The organism is Pseudomonas pseudonitroreducens (assembly GCF_021603645.1).
GTDB classification, from domain to species: domain Bacteria; phylum Pseudomonadota; class Gammaproteobacteria; order Pseudomonadales; family Pseudomonadaceae; genus Pseudomonas; species Pseudomonas pseudonitroreducens.
The window spans coordinates 301,882-317,947 of record NZ_BQHJ01000009.1; the positions used below are offsets into that span (position 1 = coordinate 301,882).

Genomic DNA, 16,066 nt, shown 5'->3' on the forward strand with positions numbered 1-16,066 from the left:
TGACGAAAATTGCACTCTGAAATTCAGTATCCATCAACCAGTTACCCGACCTGGTAAGCCTTTGAGCTCGGGCGCCTGGTGTTCATGTCGAGGCGTGCAGTTGTGCCGCCGTAACTTAGGAGCTGACATGCAAGTCACGCTTGGAGTTTGCCTTGATCGGCGTCTGGGTCCATCGCCGGCGGATGCAATGGATGCCCCCGTATTAGGGCGACTGGGGTTTCTCGGCATTCTTGAGACCTACCTGGGGCTCCAGCGGCCGGATGTGCCGTGGGCTCGTCGAGTCACGAGTTACCTGGGACACCTACAGCGGAACGACAACGGGGCTCGTTTCTATAGCCGCTCTTTGCAGGCTGACAGTATCGGTACCGCTGCAACGCTACTGAGCTGGCGTGATGAGTGGCGCTTGGCGGGATGGGATGGTTCGGTGCCGTTGGATGCGCCGCAGAGACTGCGCGAAATGTCACTGGTTGAGCAATCGGCTGCAGTAAGCATCGAGCCGGGAGAGGCCGAGCGCCTAGTGGATGTGGCGATGGCGATGGCTAGTGAAACAACGCCAATTGAATCCGTGTTGTTGGTGGATCCTCTGGAAAGCTTTCCCTTAGGCTGGCGCCAGGTGCTTGCTCTATTGCCAAACGTTGTCCTTTGGCAGCCGGAGCCTCAAGGGAAGGATCAGCTTCGCCAGCTGCAGGAACGTGCTCTCGGCACGCTGCGCGATGGGCAAGTCCAGGCGCTTGCTGCCCCGGTTACCGATGGCAGCGTGCTGCTTGTTAGAGCATCCACGCGGGAGGTGGCCGAACAGTGGCTCAGCGCGTCTTGTCGGTCTGCGGCAATAGACAGGCTGCTGCTTTGTGAGGATGGAGGCGACTCCCTGGACGCCACGATGATGGCGACTGGAGCTGCAGGTAGCGGGTTCCCGCACCTGAGTACGTTGCGTCCCCCGCTTCAGGCAGTCGGTCTGGCGCTGGAAATGTGCTGGGCGCCAATAGACGTGGGGCGGCTCATTGAGTTTCTCTCGCATCCTGTTGGCCCGTTCAGCCGAAAGGCCAGGGCTGCGCTTGCCCGGGTGGTGGACGAACAGCCAGGTATTGGCGGTGAGGCGTGGGCGACGTTTAAACGCGAAATTCCTGAAGATGACCAAGGAATGGCACTTCTTGAGGACATTGAGTTCTGGCTTGAAGGCGAACGCTGGTCCCGGGATGCCGGAGCACCGCTTGGTGCGCTCCTTGCCCGTGTTGACCGGCTTGTCGCTGCACTCCGGATGCGCTTGAGCGGCGACGATGTCGCTCGCGCCGCGCTGCTTCCAGCCATTGATCAGTGCATGGCGTTGCGAGCGGGGATGGCCGGGCTTCAGGATCAGGGCGTCGCCATTCTCTCGTCGCGTCAGGTAGAGCAGCTCATCGTCTATGCAACACCGGCCGGATGTACGAATCCGAGTTCTTTCGCTCAGGTTGGCGGCTTGCGCGCAGAGGTGGAAGCGGGGGCCTGTATCGAAGCGGCGGATGAGGTCATCTGGTGGATGCCGTCCACTCCCGTTCTGCCACCGTCACTTCCCTGGTCGCAGATCGAGCTTACCGCACTGAAACAGCTGGGAGTGGTACTTCGCGATCCGCAGCAAGAGCTCGATGCGTTGGCCAGGCAATGGTTGTTGCCACTTTTGGCGGCCAGGAAGCGCTTCACTTTGGTGATGCCGCCTGCCGGTTCCGAGGAGCATCCCTTTCAGCAACTTCTCTGCAGCTTGGTCCCCGACTTCTTGAGTCACAGCATCGACCTGGATCTGCAGCTCGGCAGTGACTTCGTGGGAGAGCTCTCGACAGGCTTGACGCGTATGGAGCTTCCTAGGGCTCCCAGGCACATTGAGCTTGGCCGGCCTTTGTCGCTGCCCACCGAAGGACAGTCGTACTCCTCGCTTTCAGAGTTGTATGACGATCCGGCGCTCTACGCACTCAAGCGCATTGCACGCTTGCGGGCAACGACTGTATTTACTGCGGAGGAGGATAATAGGCTGCTAGGCACGTTGGCCCATCGAGTCTTTGAAAGGCTTTTCCTGCAGGCCGGCTCTTTAGCGTGGACCCAGAAACAGGCTGTCGAGTGGTTCCGCGACAGTGTGGATGAGCTTCTCAAAACCGAGGGGGCCCAGCTGTTGATGCAGGGGGCAGGAGTCAGCCAGCATCGTTTCAGGGCTGTGTGCGAGAACGCCATTTTCTCATTGCTCGACCATCTGCAGGCGGCGGGGGCGACGGCTGTTCGCACCGAGGTAGAGCTTGAAGGGCGCCTTGGAGATGTCCAGCTCATCGGTAAAGCCGACCTGCTGGTGGAGCTACCGAATGGTCGGAGCGTGATCCTGGATATGAAGTGGGGCGGGGAAAAGCGTTACGCGGATTACTTGCGCGAAGGCCAGCACTTGCAATTGGCGTTCTACTCGACACTTCTGGAACAGCAAGCGGGGTTGGCGCCGGCAGCGCTGGGTTACTTCATTCTGGAGTCCGGGGCCATGTTCGTCACAGTGCCTGACGTCATGCCTAAGGCTCAGGTGCGGACTCCGCCCGTGGGAGCGACCGGTGTCTTGCTTCAGCAGGCTAGGGAGAGCTGGAAATGGCGTTCCCGGCAGTTGGCAGATGGGCAAATCGATGTTGTTCCGCTCGAAGCCGGAGATGACTACCAGGGGCCCGACGGAACGCTGCCTGTGAAAGGACCGCGGCAGTGGGAAAAAGACTACTTGGTCCTGCTCGGAGGATGGGAGCAATGAATAGCGTCGAGTTCATCAGCGCAGGGGCCGGTAGCGGAAAGACCTATAAGCTCACCGCTACGTTGTCCGATGCGCTGGAGTCTGGAGCGGCTCGTCCAGATGCCATCCTTGCGACCACATTTACGATCAAGGCGGCCAAGGAGTTGCGTGAGCGGGCCCGTTCATGGCTGCTGGGAAAAGGGCGTATCGATCTAGCCACAGCCGTTGGCCAAGCCAAGATTGGCACCGTCAATAGCGTATGTGGTCGTTTGCTCCAGCGTTTCTGCTTCGAGCTGGGACTGTCGCCGGACCAGACGGTTCTGAGTGACGGGCAGGTAAAGCGCCTACTGGCGACGTCCTTGTCCGAGACGCTCGATCGCGAAGGGCAGGCGGAGCTTGTACGACTCACGGCCCGGTTAGGTATTGAGCATGACAAGTGGTCGCGGTTTATTGAGAGCATGGTCAAGGCGGCTCGCGACAACGACATTTCCCCGGAGCGGCTGCGACCGATGGGAGAAAAGAATTCAGACTTGATGCTGTCGAATTGGCCTGCGCCTTCGGCGCCGGCTACCGCAACCGAGATTCTGTCGTCGTCTCTGACCAAGGCTGTGATGGACGTATCGGCATTCATCCAGCAAACGCAGGCGAGTGGCGGCGCAGTTGCGCAGAATCTGCAAAAGGGACTGCTGGAACTGGAGCGCCTTGAACGGATTTTTCGTGATGGGCGCTGGGCCTGGCCTGACTGGATAGCGGCCGGCAATATCGACGCTGGGGCCAAGGTCAGAGATCTTCTTGTGCCTGTTGTCGAGGCAGCTCAGATGCATGAGTCCCATCCGGTCTTCCATTCGGACGTGCGCCGATATCTGGATCTGGTTTTTAATCTGGCCGCCGACGCCCTTGAAACCTACGCGGAAGCTAAACGCATGCTTGGCGCGGTCGACTTTGGTGACCAGGAGGCTCTACTGCTGAGGGCCGTGCGTGAGAATCCGGATGTACGTGATGCCCTGGCCAGTGAACTCGATCTGGTCATGGTTGACGAGTTCCAGGACACGAGCCCGATGCAGTTGGCACTGTTTGTTGAGTTCGCAAAGCTGGCAAAGCGCTCAGTGTGGGTGGGCGATCCCAAGCAGGCTATCTACGGCTTTCGTGGAACCGATGCCCGGCTCATTGCCGGCGTGCTGGATGCTATCAAGGGATGGGGGGGCTCGATTGGTGAACCGCTGACGATATCGCGACGTTCGGTTCCGGGGCTGGTGTCGCTGTCGAACGCAGTCTTCGAGCAGGCCTTCCTGCCCGAGCTCTCGGCGGATGCCATAGTACTTCAGGCACACCGTGGCGAAATTCCTGACCAGCCTGTGCTGTTCAATTGGGAGTTCGAGAGCAGCAAAAATGAGACGGATTACCTGGGAATGGGGCCGGCTGTTCGAGAGCTCATTGATTCGGGGCTCAAGGTGGAGGACAAGGCGGCCCGGCAAGTTCGCGACGTAGAGCCGGGAGACATCGCTGTCCTGTGCCGTACCAATGACCAGGTTGAATTAGCAGTGACCTCACTGATTCGTTGGGGTATCCCCTCTGCAAGTCCACGAGCCGGGTTGCTGGGTACGCCTGAGGCCATCCTTACGTTGGCGTGTCTGCGCCGATTACTGAATGCTGGCGACACTGTCGCTTCTGCTCTCGTGCTCACCCTGGTTGACGGCATGCCCATTCAGGCGTGGCTGGCCGATCGTCTCGAGTTTCTTGCCGAAGATGACGCCCGTCCGCAACAGTGGAAGGCAATTGGGGACTCGGCGCATCCATTGCTCTCGCGTCTGGAAGCGTTGAGGCCGTGCGTTGAGGTGCTCACCCCAAGAGAGGCGTTAAGGCTTGTCGTGGCGGAATCTCATGCCGCTCGGGTCGCCAGCCAGTGGTCCGGTTCACCGCAGGAGGCAAGGTCACGAATTGCCAACCTTGAAGCCCTCCTGGATCTTGCTTCGACCTACGAGGACGAGTGTGTTTCAGCCAAGCGCCCGGCTACGGTGAGTGGCCTTTTGCAATGGTTTGACGCAATGGCCGCTTCGGAAGACGACAACCGTGCGACGACGGTCGACAATGCAGTCAGTGTCATGACGCACCATGGTGCCAAAGGGCTGGAGTGGCCTGTAGTCGTGTTGACCTCACTCGGAACTGAAGCTCGCAGCGCTTTGTGGGAAGTTCGCTCCAGAACCGAGGGTAAATTCGATCCTGAACGTCCGCTAGATAATCGTTTTGTGCACTTCTGGCCAAAAACATGGGGCAATCGCCGGCAGCCCCAGGCAGCCGTCAATGCTGAGGCTGGTACCATGGGGCAGGCAATGGCTGCTGATGCCCTGGCGGAGAACAAGCGCCTTCTCTACGTCAGCATGACGCGAGCGCGTGACGCCAATGTGTTGGTGTCCTGCCGTCGCAGGTCTGGCCCCAATCTGGGCTGGGTCAACGAGGTTGGTGCTGGTGCGCTGCTGTTTGGTGACAGTGGGACTCTTACGCTTGCGGATGGCCGAAAGATCGTGAGGGAGTCTCGAGCTTGGGCGGCTGCGGCCTGTGCGATTGATCCGCCGACTCAGGCAGCAGCGACGTGCAGTTGGTTTGTTGCTGACGCCGTGCTTGAGCCCAAGCCTCTCTGGTTTCGCCCGAGCAGCGCCGCTGGAGGCGCGTACGCTGCTGTCCAGTCGGAGTCTGTGGGAGCCCGTATCGCAATTAGCGCGAGTGTCGAGATGAGCCTCCTGGGGAGTGCGTTGCACCTGTGTATTGCACAAGCAGGTGTTACGGGCCGGGTGGCCGAGACAGCGGTTGAGCACATCCTCCAGACGTGGGGGGTGGCGCATGCTGTCAACAGGTCGGCAGTGGTTGAGCAGGTCCGGGCCTTCTACGAGTGGGTGCGCTCTCGATGGCCAAACGGCCGAGTCCGAGTAGAGGTCCCAATCGAGGCAAGCCGGCTGGATGGGACTCGATTGCGTGGCCGCATTGACCTGCTGGTCGATACGCCCAGCGGGTGGATCCTGGTGGACCATAAGTCGAATCCCGGCAGTCAAGCTCGAGATGAAGTCCTGGTGCAAGATTACGGTCCGCAGCTCTCTGCATACGCCGAAGCTGTCCAGGCCTGTACCGGCAAGATGGTTTTGGAGCAGTGGCTGTACTTCCCTGTTGCTGCTCGGCTTACGAGAGTGGTCGCGAAGGCCTAGCCACAAACTTGCTGCTGAGCAGGAGTGTCCTTCCCAGCAGCCGAATACGACGGTTGGACGTTATTTGGAGCAGTGGCAGGCCATGACTTTGCCAACGCTTTTTTGCACGTTGAGTGTCCTAAGTTTTGCTAGGGAACCTTTATGAGAATCATACGGCTGAGGGAGGTCATCAGTGCGACAGGTCTTGCTCGGTCCACAATTTACAAGCTCATGGGGGCCAATGAATTCCCGCAGTCTGTGCCGTTGGTAGGTCGTAGCGTTGGCTGGGTTGAAAGTGAAATCCAAGCGTGGATTCAATCCAAGATTGTGCTGCGAGATCTTCGTGAGACTTCGATTACCTACCCCAGTTGACGTCAGTGACTCCGAATCTTTGTGGTGCGGAAGCAGTTAATACTCTCTCGCAGGAACTTTTCTTCACAGCAACATCGGAAGGTGATTTCAGCCTGGCCAAGGGAGCTGTATCTGTCTTTGCAGAAGTGCGAGAGCTGTTACAAGGGTTTTTGGGGGTGTTGCTGCCTACGTTGTAGTGACAGCGGAGCTGTGCCATTTAGGTTGATTACGGAGACTATTCATGACTGTGCATGGCCCCCTCATTTCCACTCAGGAAGATCTCTTTCATGAGGAGGTATCGCTGTTGCTACCCGAGCGCTTTGCAATCAATTGCAAGGTGCTCAATAACCCAGTTCGACAGCTTGCACGTCCAGAGGCACGAGAACTCTGCAGGCTGCGGCCATTTTCACTTCGCCAAATCGCGGGCTATGAAGCGACCTTACCATCTGGCGAAATTCTGAGAATTATCAACACAAAGACCTCCGCTCAACTCAATGTGGATTTGGTTCTGTTGGTACCTGGGGCTTCAGATCCTGCAGAAATCTCTTTGGCGCTTGAGCGAGGCGAAGGTCGTTGGGTCGCCAACGACATGATCGACCTGAGTAGGCTCGATGCAGCAGCTCGAAACGCAAGACTCGAAGCAATTATGGCTTCGTGGGACGACGCCTTCCTGCTCCGTGAAAGCCGTCCAGCTAAGGATGGAAGGCCTGCTACGTCAGGGTTACGCCGCCCCCAAATTGGAGCGTTGCATGCTTCTCTCGCCCACCTCACTCGATCAGGTTCGCCTGCCACTATTGTCATGCCAACAGGTACCGGCAAGACGGAAACTATGCTCGCGCTGAATGCTCACCAGTGTTTCGAGCGATTGTTGGTTGTGGTGCCCAACGACGCGTTACGTGAGCAGGTCGCCGGAAAGTTTGAAACCTTTGGTGTGCTCAGACGGCAGGAGTGTCTCAGCTCAAAAGCTGAGTACCCAGTAGTAATGCGCCTTTCCCACATTCCCACTGCGGTGAATGAAGTGGATCTGATCTTCGGTAGCGCCAATGTGGTGGTGACTACCATGCAGATTGCTGGTCGTGCTGACGCTGAGATCCAGGAGCGTATGGCTGATCACGCATCTGCTCTCTTCATCGACGAGGCTCATCACATTGGCGCTCCGACCTGGGCGCGATTCCGCAGCCTCTTCGTCGATCGTGAACTGCCATTACCAATTTTCCAGTTCACTGCCACTCCGTTTCGAGAGGATGGGCGACGAGTCGATGGCGAGTTCATCTATACCTACCCGCTCAAGAAAGCGCAGATAGAAGGCTACTTCAAGCCGATCCGCTTCGAGGCGGTATTTGGTCTGGATCAATCCGAGGCCGATGAAGCGATTGCCGAAAAGCTCGGTGAGATTCTGCAAGGCGATCTCAGCCTTGGTCTAAACCATCTGGCTATGGCGCGGTGCTCCACAATTGAGCGCGCTAAGGAACTTCATCAGCTATACAGCCGACGGTTCCCACAACACAATCCTGTCCTTGTTCACAGCAACCAGTCTGCGCGGGAACGACGTGCAAACCTTGCAGCGCTGCGTCGTTTCGACAGCCGGATCATTGTGTGTGTTGACATGCTGGGTGAGGGTTTCGACTTGCCGGAGCTCAAGATAGCCGGCTTGCATGACCCGCATAAAAGCATTGCTGTCACTATTCAGTTCGTGGGTCGGTTCACGCGACAGGACCCGAGGCTTGGTGATGCAACCGTAATCGCCAACACGGGCGTGGATGACGTCGACCGCTCGTTGGCGAAGCTCTATGCGGAGGATGCCGACTGGAATACGTTGGTTGAGGCGCTGAGTTCTGCGCGGATCGAACGGCAGGTGCGGCGTGCCGAAATGTTTCGTGGTTTCACGGGGGATCTTCGCGACATTCCCCTGCAGACGTTGGAGCCCAAGATGAATGCTGTTGTCTACAGGACGACCTGCGAAGCTTGGGATCCGCTGCGAGTAGAGGATCTCTGTTCACCTGGCGTGTACCGAGGCATGAAGCTCAATCAGCAGCGTCGAGTAGCCATATTCGTTACTCGTAATGAAGAGCAGGCGGGATGGACTACAGCTCAGCAAGCGACCAATGTCATCTGGGATCTGCACATGATGCATTGGGATGAGGACGCTGGACTCCTGTTCATTAGCAGCTCCTTGAAAGGTCCTCATGACAAGCTTGCCAAGGCTATCTCTGGCGACACCGCGCGCCGAATCGAGGGTGAAGAGGTGTTTCGGAGTCTTCATGGCTTTAAGCGGCTGATTCTGCGCAATCTGGGACTCACTCACCATCAGGGCCGCGGAGTGCGCTACTCCATGTACATGGGCGTTGATGTCGCTGACGGCCTCGACACCGCTAAGCAGTCCAGAATCAAGAACAATGTCTTCGCCACGGGGTTCCTGGATGGTGTGCCGGCCATTCGTGGTTGCTCGGTGAAAGGTAAGTTCTGGTCGATTACTCCGGTCCGAGACCTGACCGATTGGGTTGATTGGTGTCAAGGAATCGGTCGGTTGGTGAACGATTCCGGAATCACCACTGATGAAGTGTTCAAGAGTGCGATGCGACCTCGTCTGATCAGCGAGAGGCCTGCCGTTCCTCCCGTCGCTATTCACTGGCCGGAGTCGCTTATGACGCAGATCGAGGAACGTATAGAAATCAGCTTTGATGACCAGGTTGTCCCGTTCTCCGAATGTGATATCGAGCTTCTCAGTCATCAGAGGACGGGCCCACTGCGATTTGCCGTAACCAGCGATGCTCATGTTGCCGAGTTTGAAATTGAGTTCAACGATGGGGGCGCTCGCTATCCACAGCGGGCGGGGGCGGAGGCCACGATCAAGATTGGCAGTGTTGTGAAGACGTTATCTGAGTCGTTCGGAGAGGATGCGCCACAGATCGATTTCGGCGACGGATCGCTTCTGATCTACAGCCACCTTTACGCGCTACCTGAAGGCGTATCTGTTGAGCCGTACCCAACCGACAAGATTGTTGACTGGGATTGGTCCTCAACCAACATACGGGCTGAATCTCAAGGTGTCGAGAAGCGCTCCGATTCTGTCCAGCGTAGAGTCATCGACTACTTGCTTTCCGATGGCAACGTATATGACCTGGTTTTCGATGATGATGGGAAAGGGGAAATCGCTGACGTGGTTACGCTGCGTGTCACTGACAGCTTGGTGCAGGTCACCCTCTACCATTGCAAGTTTTCGAGCACTGATACACCAGGAGCCCGCCTTGCAGATCTCTACGAGGTCTGTGGGCAAGCACAGAAATCTGCTCGATGGCGTGATCGTCCTAATCGCATGTTCACTCACATGCTGAAGCGAGAGAAACGTCGCCTCGAAAAGGGACAGAGCTCTCGCTTCGAGCTGGGAACCGCTGCATCGCTCAAGAAGCTGAAGGCGAGCTGGCAGGACTATCGCTATGAGTTCGATGTTCGCATCGTACAGCCAGGGTTATCGCGCGCTGCAGTTAATGAAGAGGGGTTGCATCTGCTGGCTGGGGTTGAAACGTATTTGTTGGAAACCCGTGCGATGAAACTGCGGATCATTGGCAGTGCATGATCGGCCATGTCCTATCAGGGAATGTTGCGCTTGCGGGTTAGGGCTGAAGACTGATCTGCAGTGCCTCCAGTTCATCCATCGTCATATCACCTTCTAGAAGTCCGCCGAGGTAGTCCAGCAGATCATCTTGGCGGGGTTGGCCGAACGCTAGCCGGTAGACAGTTAGGCTGCGCTTTAGCCACTCGAGGCGCTGGGTTTCTCGGCTGAAGGGAAGGATCGGTACGCGTCGCTCCACCTTCACCGGCCCCTCGCATAGCCAATAAGGAGCGAGGTCAGTGTCGGAGTCAGTGGATGCCCTTGCTGCAGCGAACATCTGCGCCCAGGGGTCAAACGAAACAGCACCGTCGGACCAAAGCTCGGGACCATGATTGTGAGCCACGTTCAGACGGACGGCGTGCCCCTTAAAGCGATGGACTCTACCTTCCCGCTGCTCCAAGTCGACCGGATTGCCGGGTAGGTTCCAGTGGTACACACGGTAGCAGTAGGGGTGGAAATCGAGTCCCTCTTGACCGACGGAGGTCGTGGCTAGCACAAAGGGGCGGAACGGCGAATTGAATGCGTCGCGCACGCCGCCCAGCCGTGCGACGGCCCCTTCTTCGTCCCGGTAGTCCGCCAGGCGCATGGCGAAACGGCCACGCATTTGGAATTTGTCTACTTTCAGGCGCCCCTCGATGATCGCGGGGTTGTCGACATCAATCTGCGAGGGACGGATCGAGAGCGCGTCGGCCATGGCTTTGCCGAGTCCGATTACTCGTTCTCCAGGTGATATTGCGCTTAGGCCCTGAGCATCTACGAGGTAGTGTGCATACTCATCGAGAACCGCCTGGAGGTTCTGCTCCGCCGAGAAGGTGAGGACTCGGTGCCAATAGCGATCTTCTTCTCCGTGCCGCAACAAGGCGACTGCTTCATGCTGATTGAACAGAGTCCGGAAGCTCCAGGCGACGTTGGCCGCCGCGCTCAGGAGGCTCGGATCGTCCCATGCCAAATCGGGCGCTACGCGTCGCAGCGCGCGAAGCGCGCAAATCGCAGGGCTTCCCAAGGCCACATCAACCAGTAGGTCCAGAGCGTCGGTACTCATTGGGCCAAGATCGCCGACTGCTGCAACCCTCATGGCTGCGACGTGATCCTTAAAGGCGTCCTCGCCGGCCAAATTACCCATCCCGTCCGACGCCTCGACCCAACGCAGGGCGCCATTCTTCGCCATGGCGTCAATGGCTGCCGGCAGTGCCCATTCAGCAAAACTACCTTCTGATTCAGCCGATTCGCGTGCGGCCAGATCGGTCAGTCTCCCCCTCAGCCGTTCGGCAACGTGTGATCGCATGTCGGTATAGGACTGGCGCTCGCAACACCCAGCGACCACTGCTAGGGGGTCGCCGAGTTCGGCCAAAACCGGAGACGGATAGATCAAGAGCAGGGCACGCAGACCTGCCAGGCGGCCGTTCGCCAACCGGAACTGAAGGGGGCGTGGCCGCTTTAGGTCAAAATATCCACGGCTGGTTTGGCCAGCGCCCATACGCCGCTCGGCTTCGTAGGAAAGTATCGCGGCAATGGCGTCCGGCACCATTGTCCAAGACGAAAAAATCAGCGCTTTGGTTGGTCGGGTGTCTGGAGTCCTATAACCGTAGTAGGGGAGCGCTGGCGGGATCCAGAGGCTCTGCTCGAGGCCGTCCTTGAAGACGTCTTCCATCACCGCGCGCATCCGCCCGTTGGCTGGTTCTATCGGCGCGTAAGCGTTGAGCTGATCATGGTCGAGGCAAGCATTCTTGGCTGTCGCCAAGGCGTTGACTAGGGCAGCGGAAGGCTTGGTTCCCTCCTTTCCCTTCATGGCCCGCTTCAGCGCGTAATCGCGCATGAAGTTGAGCAGGTAGGGCGCCGACTTCCAATACTCGATGACGTCAGGTGCTTCGAGGGCTCGAGCTACGCCGGAGACCGCCATCGCTTGGCGCAGGTCGTCAACGTGGACGGTAAGATCCATTTGCGGCTCACAGACCATGGAGTCGCGGTCGATGGTGCTGGAGACCCGTTCGGTACGGCACATGACCTGCTTGAGAGTGGTTTCCACCTTAGCCTTCTGAGCCATGGCCTTGCCCCTGGCGGCGGGCAGCCCATGAAGGGCGGTCCGGAAGGCGCGCATTTCTTGGTCCAATGCGCTCACCATTTCCCGACCTCGGGCCTGTCCAAAGAGGAAGGTCAAGGTCTCCAGGAAGTCGTCATAATGCTCGCCGTCTTCGGTTTGGTCTCCTTGAAGCGTGAGCATTCGGTACGGCGTGGCCGAGAGCAGCAGGGTGCGCGCGGCATTGCCTTTATGATCTCGGTAGTTGAATAGCTCTCGCGCTAAGTAGGCGGCGTCGCTTTCACCGTGCAGTAGATCCGGGAAGCGCTGAAACTCGTCCATGATGATGAGGTCAGGCTGCAGCGCATCCACGCAGGCGTGGCTGAGTTTGCCCCGCAGACGGGCGATCACCGCGTTTCGAGTGCGGGTCATGGCGGAGGGGTATCGAGCCCGCCGCCGTCGGAATAGCTCGATGGTTTTCTCTAATTCGCCGGCCAGAGCTGCGTCCTGGCTGACATCCTTTCGGAAGCGGTTGATCAGGGCTGTATCGACCCCGTTGAGCGAAACGTAGTGCTTGATCCAAGATTCCCAACGCTCGGCGCTGACATCGCACTGCAACAGGTTCTGCAGTCCGCGTGGCGAACTGACCTCGGGCCGAAGCAAATGGAACAACAGGGCGCGCTCCTCAGCGACGCCAGTCGACGATCGAAGGTCGAACGTCGTGCCTGGAGTCAGGCTGATGAAGTTGACCTTGTTGGCGTTGAGCGAACTTTCGCCCCGCATCTGCAGCGGCACCAGCGTCATACGGGTCGGTAGAGCCAGCGCTTGGCGTCCAAGGACGTTCAGCCGGTTGAGGTTCTGAGCGGCGATAGCCTGGTTCGAGCAGATGTAGAGGATGTCGATCCGGTCGGTTTTGTCCCACAGATACTCAATGGCACGGGCGATAACGCCGCGCGCGACCAGCGTCTTGCCAAGGCCCACCTCGTCGGCGACGAGGAATTGGAAGGCGGGATTTTCGGAGTTGTAGAAGCGCTCAAAGACGTAGTCGACCGTGCGGCGCTGGAAGGCTTTCAATGACTGAAGTGCCGATCCAGCCTTGAACGGATCAGTGGACATGGCTTGCCTCCTCGGGCATCGCCAACCGGAAGGCCTCCCAAAGTACGCGAAACTCTGTCGGGACCGGATCGGTAGTGGAGTCTTCGGCGGTCAGGCGCCTGATCAAGCGCTCGACTGCGGATAGGCGGCCATCACCGGCGCAGAGCGCACGTACCAGGTCTTCGAGTAGGGGCACTTCGTCCGCCCGCCCGCGGCCCCATGCGCCTTCACTGCCGCCGGGCTGCGCGGCCACGGCCGCGGCGAACGGGTCACCAAGCTCAGAAAGCAGTAGCCGCAGATAGCGGAAGAAAGCGTCACGGTTGGTGATGATCGCGCGGAAGATCGCGGAATGACGCTCAGCCGGAAGGCCGTCCATTGGTAAGCCAATACTGAACAGCAGGCGGGCGTCACTGTCGGAGTCAGCCAGTTGAAAGGCGATGAACCGGGTGACGTCCGCCAGAGGCATGACTCCCAGATCGACGTCCTCCCCTGCGGCCAGAGCAGCCAGGACATCACGATGATGCCCCTCGCCGCGGGTGATCGGCCAAACAAAGGCGCTGGCAAGGCTGGTGACAGCTAGCGGTTGTACGCAGATCAGCCAGACCCGCCACCCAGCGGCGTCCTCACCTTCAGCAGGGGCGCGTTCGCAGCACAGCGCCAAGCCAGCCTTGCAGATTAAGCGACGTACATCCTCCAGGCGCCGCTCTGCCGCCTTATCCGCAGCGGCGTTCGCCGAGACATCGCTGGCAACGAAGGGGCACAGCAGCCGCCCGAAGCCCTGAGCGCCCAGGATGTTCTCAACGCTGCCTACTTTGGAGGACTTGCCTGTGATGGTCGCAAACACCTCGACGTTGTTGGCCGACTTGCGGTTGGCAAGCGCCGCTTGGGTGGCGTTGCCGGAGCCAACTGTCAGGACGGTGTCCCAGCCGACCTCCTGTATAAATGCCTTGGCATGGAGGCCTTGCAGGCTTTCCGGTGCTGCCTCTTCACCGTCCTCGCTGGCGGCCATGTCATCGAGCACACTGACTCGCTCGTAAAGAGCTAGGGTGTCGGCCGAGCAAGCGGCCAGTTCGTCGCTCCGTCCCACCAGTACTGGCTTCTCGCGGCTTAGCCTTGCCAGTTGAATAAGGGTCGTGTCGTCACAGAACGGAGAAATGACGCCCATTCGAGTGCAAGCTGACGGTGACCAAGCCTCTGACCCTATGCCGTTGACTGCCAGGCTCAGGGTATCAAAATGCTCGGGCAGCACCCATGCAGCTCGATTGAGATCGCCGGCGACATCGAGGGTCAGTGCCCTGACGTCCTCGGATACTGGCTGCACGGTGATCCGTGGCAGGCGCTTGAGAAGGTCGACGATTGGCTTATTGTCCGGCACCACTCGACGGGTAACGTCGCCATCCAGACAAAGGGAAATGTCCCAAGAGCGGTCTTGAGTCAGATTCCGCGACAGCACCAAGAGCCGCATTTTTGCAGCCCCACTACCCGACTGTGGTTTGAAGCGCAGAACCCAGATTTTCGGGTGGAAGGCGCCGCCCTGCGGAGCTGCTACGGCAATGATCATCTTCTCCAACAGACTGCAGAGCCGGGACTGCGGCTGGGTCTGAGCTTGGATATGGCCTGCGTCGTAATAGACGGCGAGCCGATCAGTGATACGTTCAGCGCCCTCAAGGAGAGCCAAGGGCTGGCTGAGAATCTCATCGCGATTCTCGGCGGCGAATAGCGCTAGGCTCACCGGCGCGGCCAGGGCCGTCTCGAAGTCGAGGGAGTAGGTAGTGGCGACCGCTGCGTCAAACACATAGCCGGACGGCGCCGATAGGCTTTCGCCGTAAAGGACGCGTACTTCGGGATCCAGGCTAGCTCTATTTGGCATTTAGCAGGTCCTCCAAATGAGACTGGGCCTGCCCCCATCGGAACGACAACTGGTATGCTCCAGAGGCCCCGCCCCAGCGGTCCAGAGCGGTGTGATTGGCGAAGCGCGACTGCGAAGTCTTCAGTTTCCGCTCCCTCTCGCGGACCAGTGCCCTGGCCGCCTCGGAATCCGGCAGGCTGGCAGCCCCCGTTCTAGCTAACGCTACCCAGTCCTGGACGAAGCGAGTAAGCGCTGGACGGATGGTGTGGGTGTGGTGCGAGACCTCCCGCCAAAAGTCTTCTAGCGACCAGGCTGCGAGGCGTTGGTCGTCCAACTCAGTTGCCCATTGGGCCAGTCGGCCGCGATAGAGTTCGATCCAGTCTTCTCGGGCCCGCAGCTCCGCAAGCTGAAGGTTGTAGAGCAGCGCCGCACCGTGGATGACACCGGAAAAGATCTCCGCATGCTGAACTAGACGTCGCGCCTCAGCCGGGAAGTCTCCGAGCGCGGGGTGCTGCCAGATGTAGGCGCATTGACCGTTGTGCGACTGGCCGGCGAGCCAGGTCAGGAGTGAGGTTCGCGCGGAGGCGACTAAGCGGTCGCGAATGAACTGGGCTTCGTCGCCAGTGAGCCTAAAAGAGGCGGTCTCGAGAAGATCGGCAGGGGCGGGTGGCAGGCTTGGATGCCAGTTACCGCTCTGGATATCTTCGAGGCCTTCTGCCTCGACGTCAGAACGCTGTTGGCGGCGACGGACCGTTGGCAGAGCCCCGTAGTAAGTCGCGCGAGATCCGGGGAACTGGCGGATGCCCCAGGCACCTAGGCCTGCCCAATAGACGGAACTTGGAAGTCGATGAAGTCGCGCCCCGGCGTCTCGACCAATGATACCACTCGTCTCGCCGCCGGCTTTCAGCGCTTGGGAGAGGCGGATCTCCATGTTTCGGCCTTCTGCACTGAGTTGGCTGGCCGAGCCGTCGCGTCTTTCAAGCCGGCTCAGGATCCAAGGAATGAACAGCATGTAGCGAAGCCGGGTCTGGATTGTGCTGGTGCCCGGGAACAGGTGGTCGGCGATGGAGTCGCGGATCGCGCCCAAGCCCAGTTCGTCACGGCTCTCGCGCTCCTGGAATAGAGCCATGATGCGTTGCGCGCGTTGACGCTCCGCTTCATCAAAATCAATCCATGCCAAAGACGACATCACCACTCCCGATGGCCAACGCGCAAATTTCTTACGCACGGCAAAAAATTA

At 59.0% G+C, this 16,066-nt stretch carries 7 protein-coding genes; 4 read left to right on the forward strand and 3 right to left on the reverse strand.

Going from position 1 to position 16,066, the window contains the following annotated elements; all coding sequences use genetic code 11:
• Window positions 1-127: 127 nt before the first annotated feature.
• The 4 genes from L6D89_RS22495 to L6D89_RS22510 all read left to right on the forward strand — a co-directional run bounded on the left by L6D89_RS22495 (window position 128) and on the right by L6D89_RS22510 (window position 9,829).
• Window positions 128-2,746 carry a PD-(D/E)XK nuclease family protein gene (locus L6D89_RS22495; RefSeq protein ID WP_236201224.1) on the forward strand — a complete coding sequence of 873 codons (2,619 nt, stop codon included), beginning with the start codon at window positions 128-130 and terminating at the stop codon, window positions 2,744-2,746.
• Window positions 2,743-5,922 (forward strand): UvrD-helicase domain-containing protein, encoded by a 3,180-nt coding sequence (locus L6D89_RS22500; protein WP_236201225.1) that lies wholly within the window; start codon window positions 2,743-2,745, stop codon window positions 5,920-5,922. Before L6D89_RS22495 ends, L6D89_RS22500 begins: the two co-directional genes overlap by 4 nt.
• A 141-nt stretch (window positions 5,923-6,063) precedes the next feature.
• The gene (locus L6D89_RS22505) at window positions 6,064-6,273 is read left to right on the forward strand and encodes an AlpA family transcriptional regulator (RefSeq protein WP_236201226.1); all 210 of its coding nucleotides are present in this window, start codon (window positions 6,064-6,066) and stop codon (window positions 6,271-6,273) included.
• A gap of 220 nt (window positions 6,274-6,493) precedes the next feature.
• Window positions 6,494-9,829, forward strand: a complete 3,336-nt coding sequence (locus L6D89_RS22510) for a DEAD/DEAH box helicase (RefSeq protein WP_236201227.1) — start codon at window positions 6,494-6,496, stop codon at window positions 9,827-9,829.
• A gap of 37 nt (window positions 9,830-9,866) precedes the next feature.
• On the opposite strand, the gene L6D89_RS22515 is transcribed toward L6D89_RS22510, so the two are convergent.
• The 3 genes from L6D89_RS22515 to L6D89_RS22525 are packed head-to-tail and all read right to left on the reverse strand — an operon-like array spanning window position 9,867 to window position 16,015.
• Complete coding sequence (locus L6D89_RS22515) at window positions 9,867-12,998, reverse strand: helicase-related protein (RefSeq protein ID WP_236201228.1); 3,132 nt, start codon at window positions 12,996-12,998, stop codon at window positions 9,867-9,869.
• Window positions 12,988-14,847, reverse strand: coding sequence for a phospholipase D family protein (locus L6D89_RS22520; RefSeq protein ID WP_236201229.1), 1,860 nt, complete (start codon window positions 14,845-14,847; stop codon window positions 12,988-12,990). Before L6D89_RS22520 ends, L6D89_RS22515 begins: the two co-directional genes overlap by 11 nt.
• Window positions 14,837-16,015: a DUF6361 family protein gene (locus L6D89_RS22525; protein WP_236201230.1), complete on the reverse strand. Its 1,179-nt coding sequence runs from the start codon at window positions 16,013-16,015 to the stop codon at window positions 14,837-14,839. The genes L6D89_RS22520 and L6D89_RS22525 overlap by 11 nt, the downstream gene beginning before the upstream one ends.
• Window positions 16,016-16,066: the final 51 nt, after the last annotated feature.

Excerpts from the sequence above, each read along its gene's own strand:
- L6D89_RS22495 (WP_236201224.1), top strand. The coding sequence starts at position 128 with ATGCAAGTCACGCTTGGAGTTTGCCTTGATCGGCGTCTGGGTCCATCG.
- L6D89_RS22510 (WP_236201227.1), top strand. The coding sequence starts at position 6,494 with ATGACTGTGCATGGCCCCCTCATTTCCACTCAGGAAGATCTCTTTCAT.
- L6D89_RS22520 (WP_236201229.1), bottom strand. The coding sequence starts at position 14,847 with ATGCCAAATAGAGCTAGCCTGGATCCCGAAGTACGCGTCCTTTACGGC.
- L6D89_RS22500 (WP_236201225.1), top strand. The coding sequence starts at position 2,743 with ATGAATAGCGTCGAGTTCATCAGCGCAGGGGCCGGTAGCGGAAAGACC.
- L6D89_RS22525 (WP_236201230.1), bottom strand. The coding sequence starts at position 16,015 with ATGTCGTCTTTGGCATGGATTGATTTTGATGAAGCGGAGCGTCAACGC.
- L6D89_RS22505 (WP_236201226.1), top strand. The coding sequence starts at position 6,064 with ATGAGAATCATACGGCTGAGGGAGGTCATCAGTGCGACAGGTCTTGCT.
- L6D89_RS22515 (WP_236201228.1), bottom strand. The coding sequence starts at position 12,998 with ATGTCCACTGATCCGTTCAAGGCTGGATCGGCACTTCAGTCATTGAAA.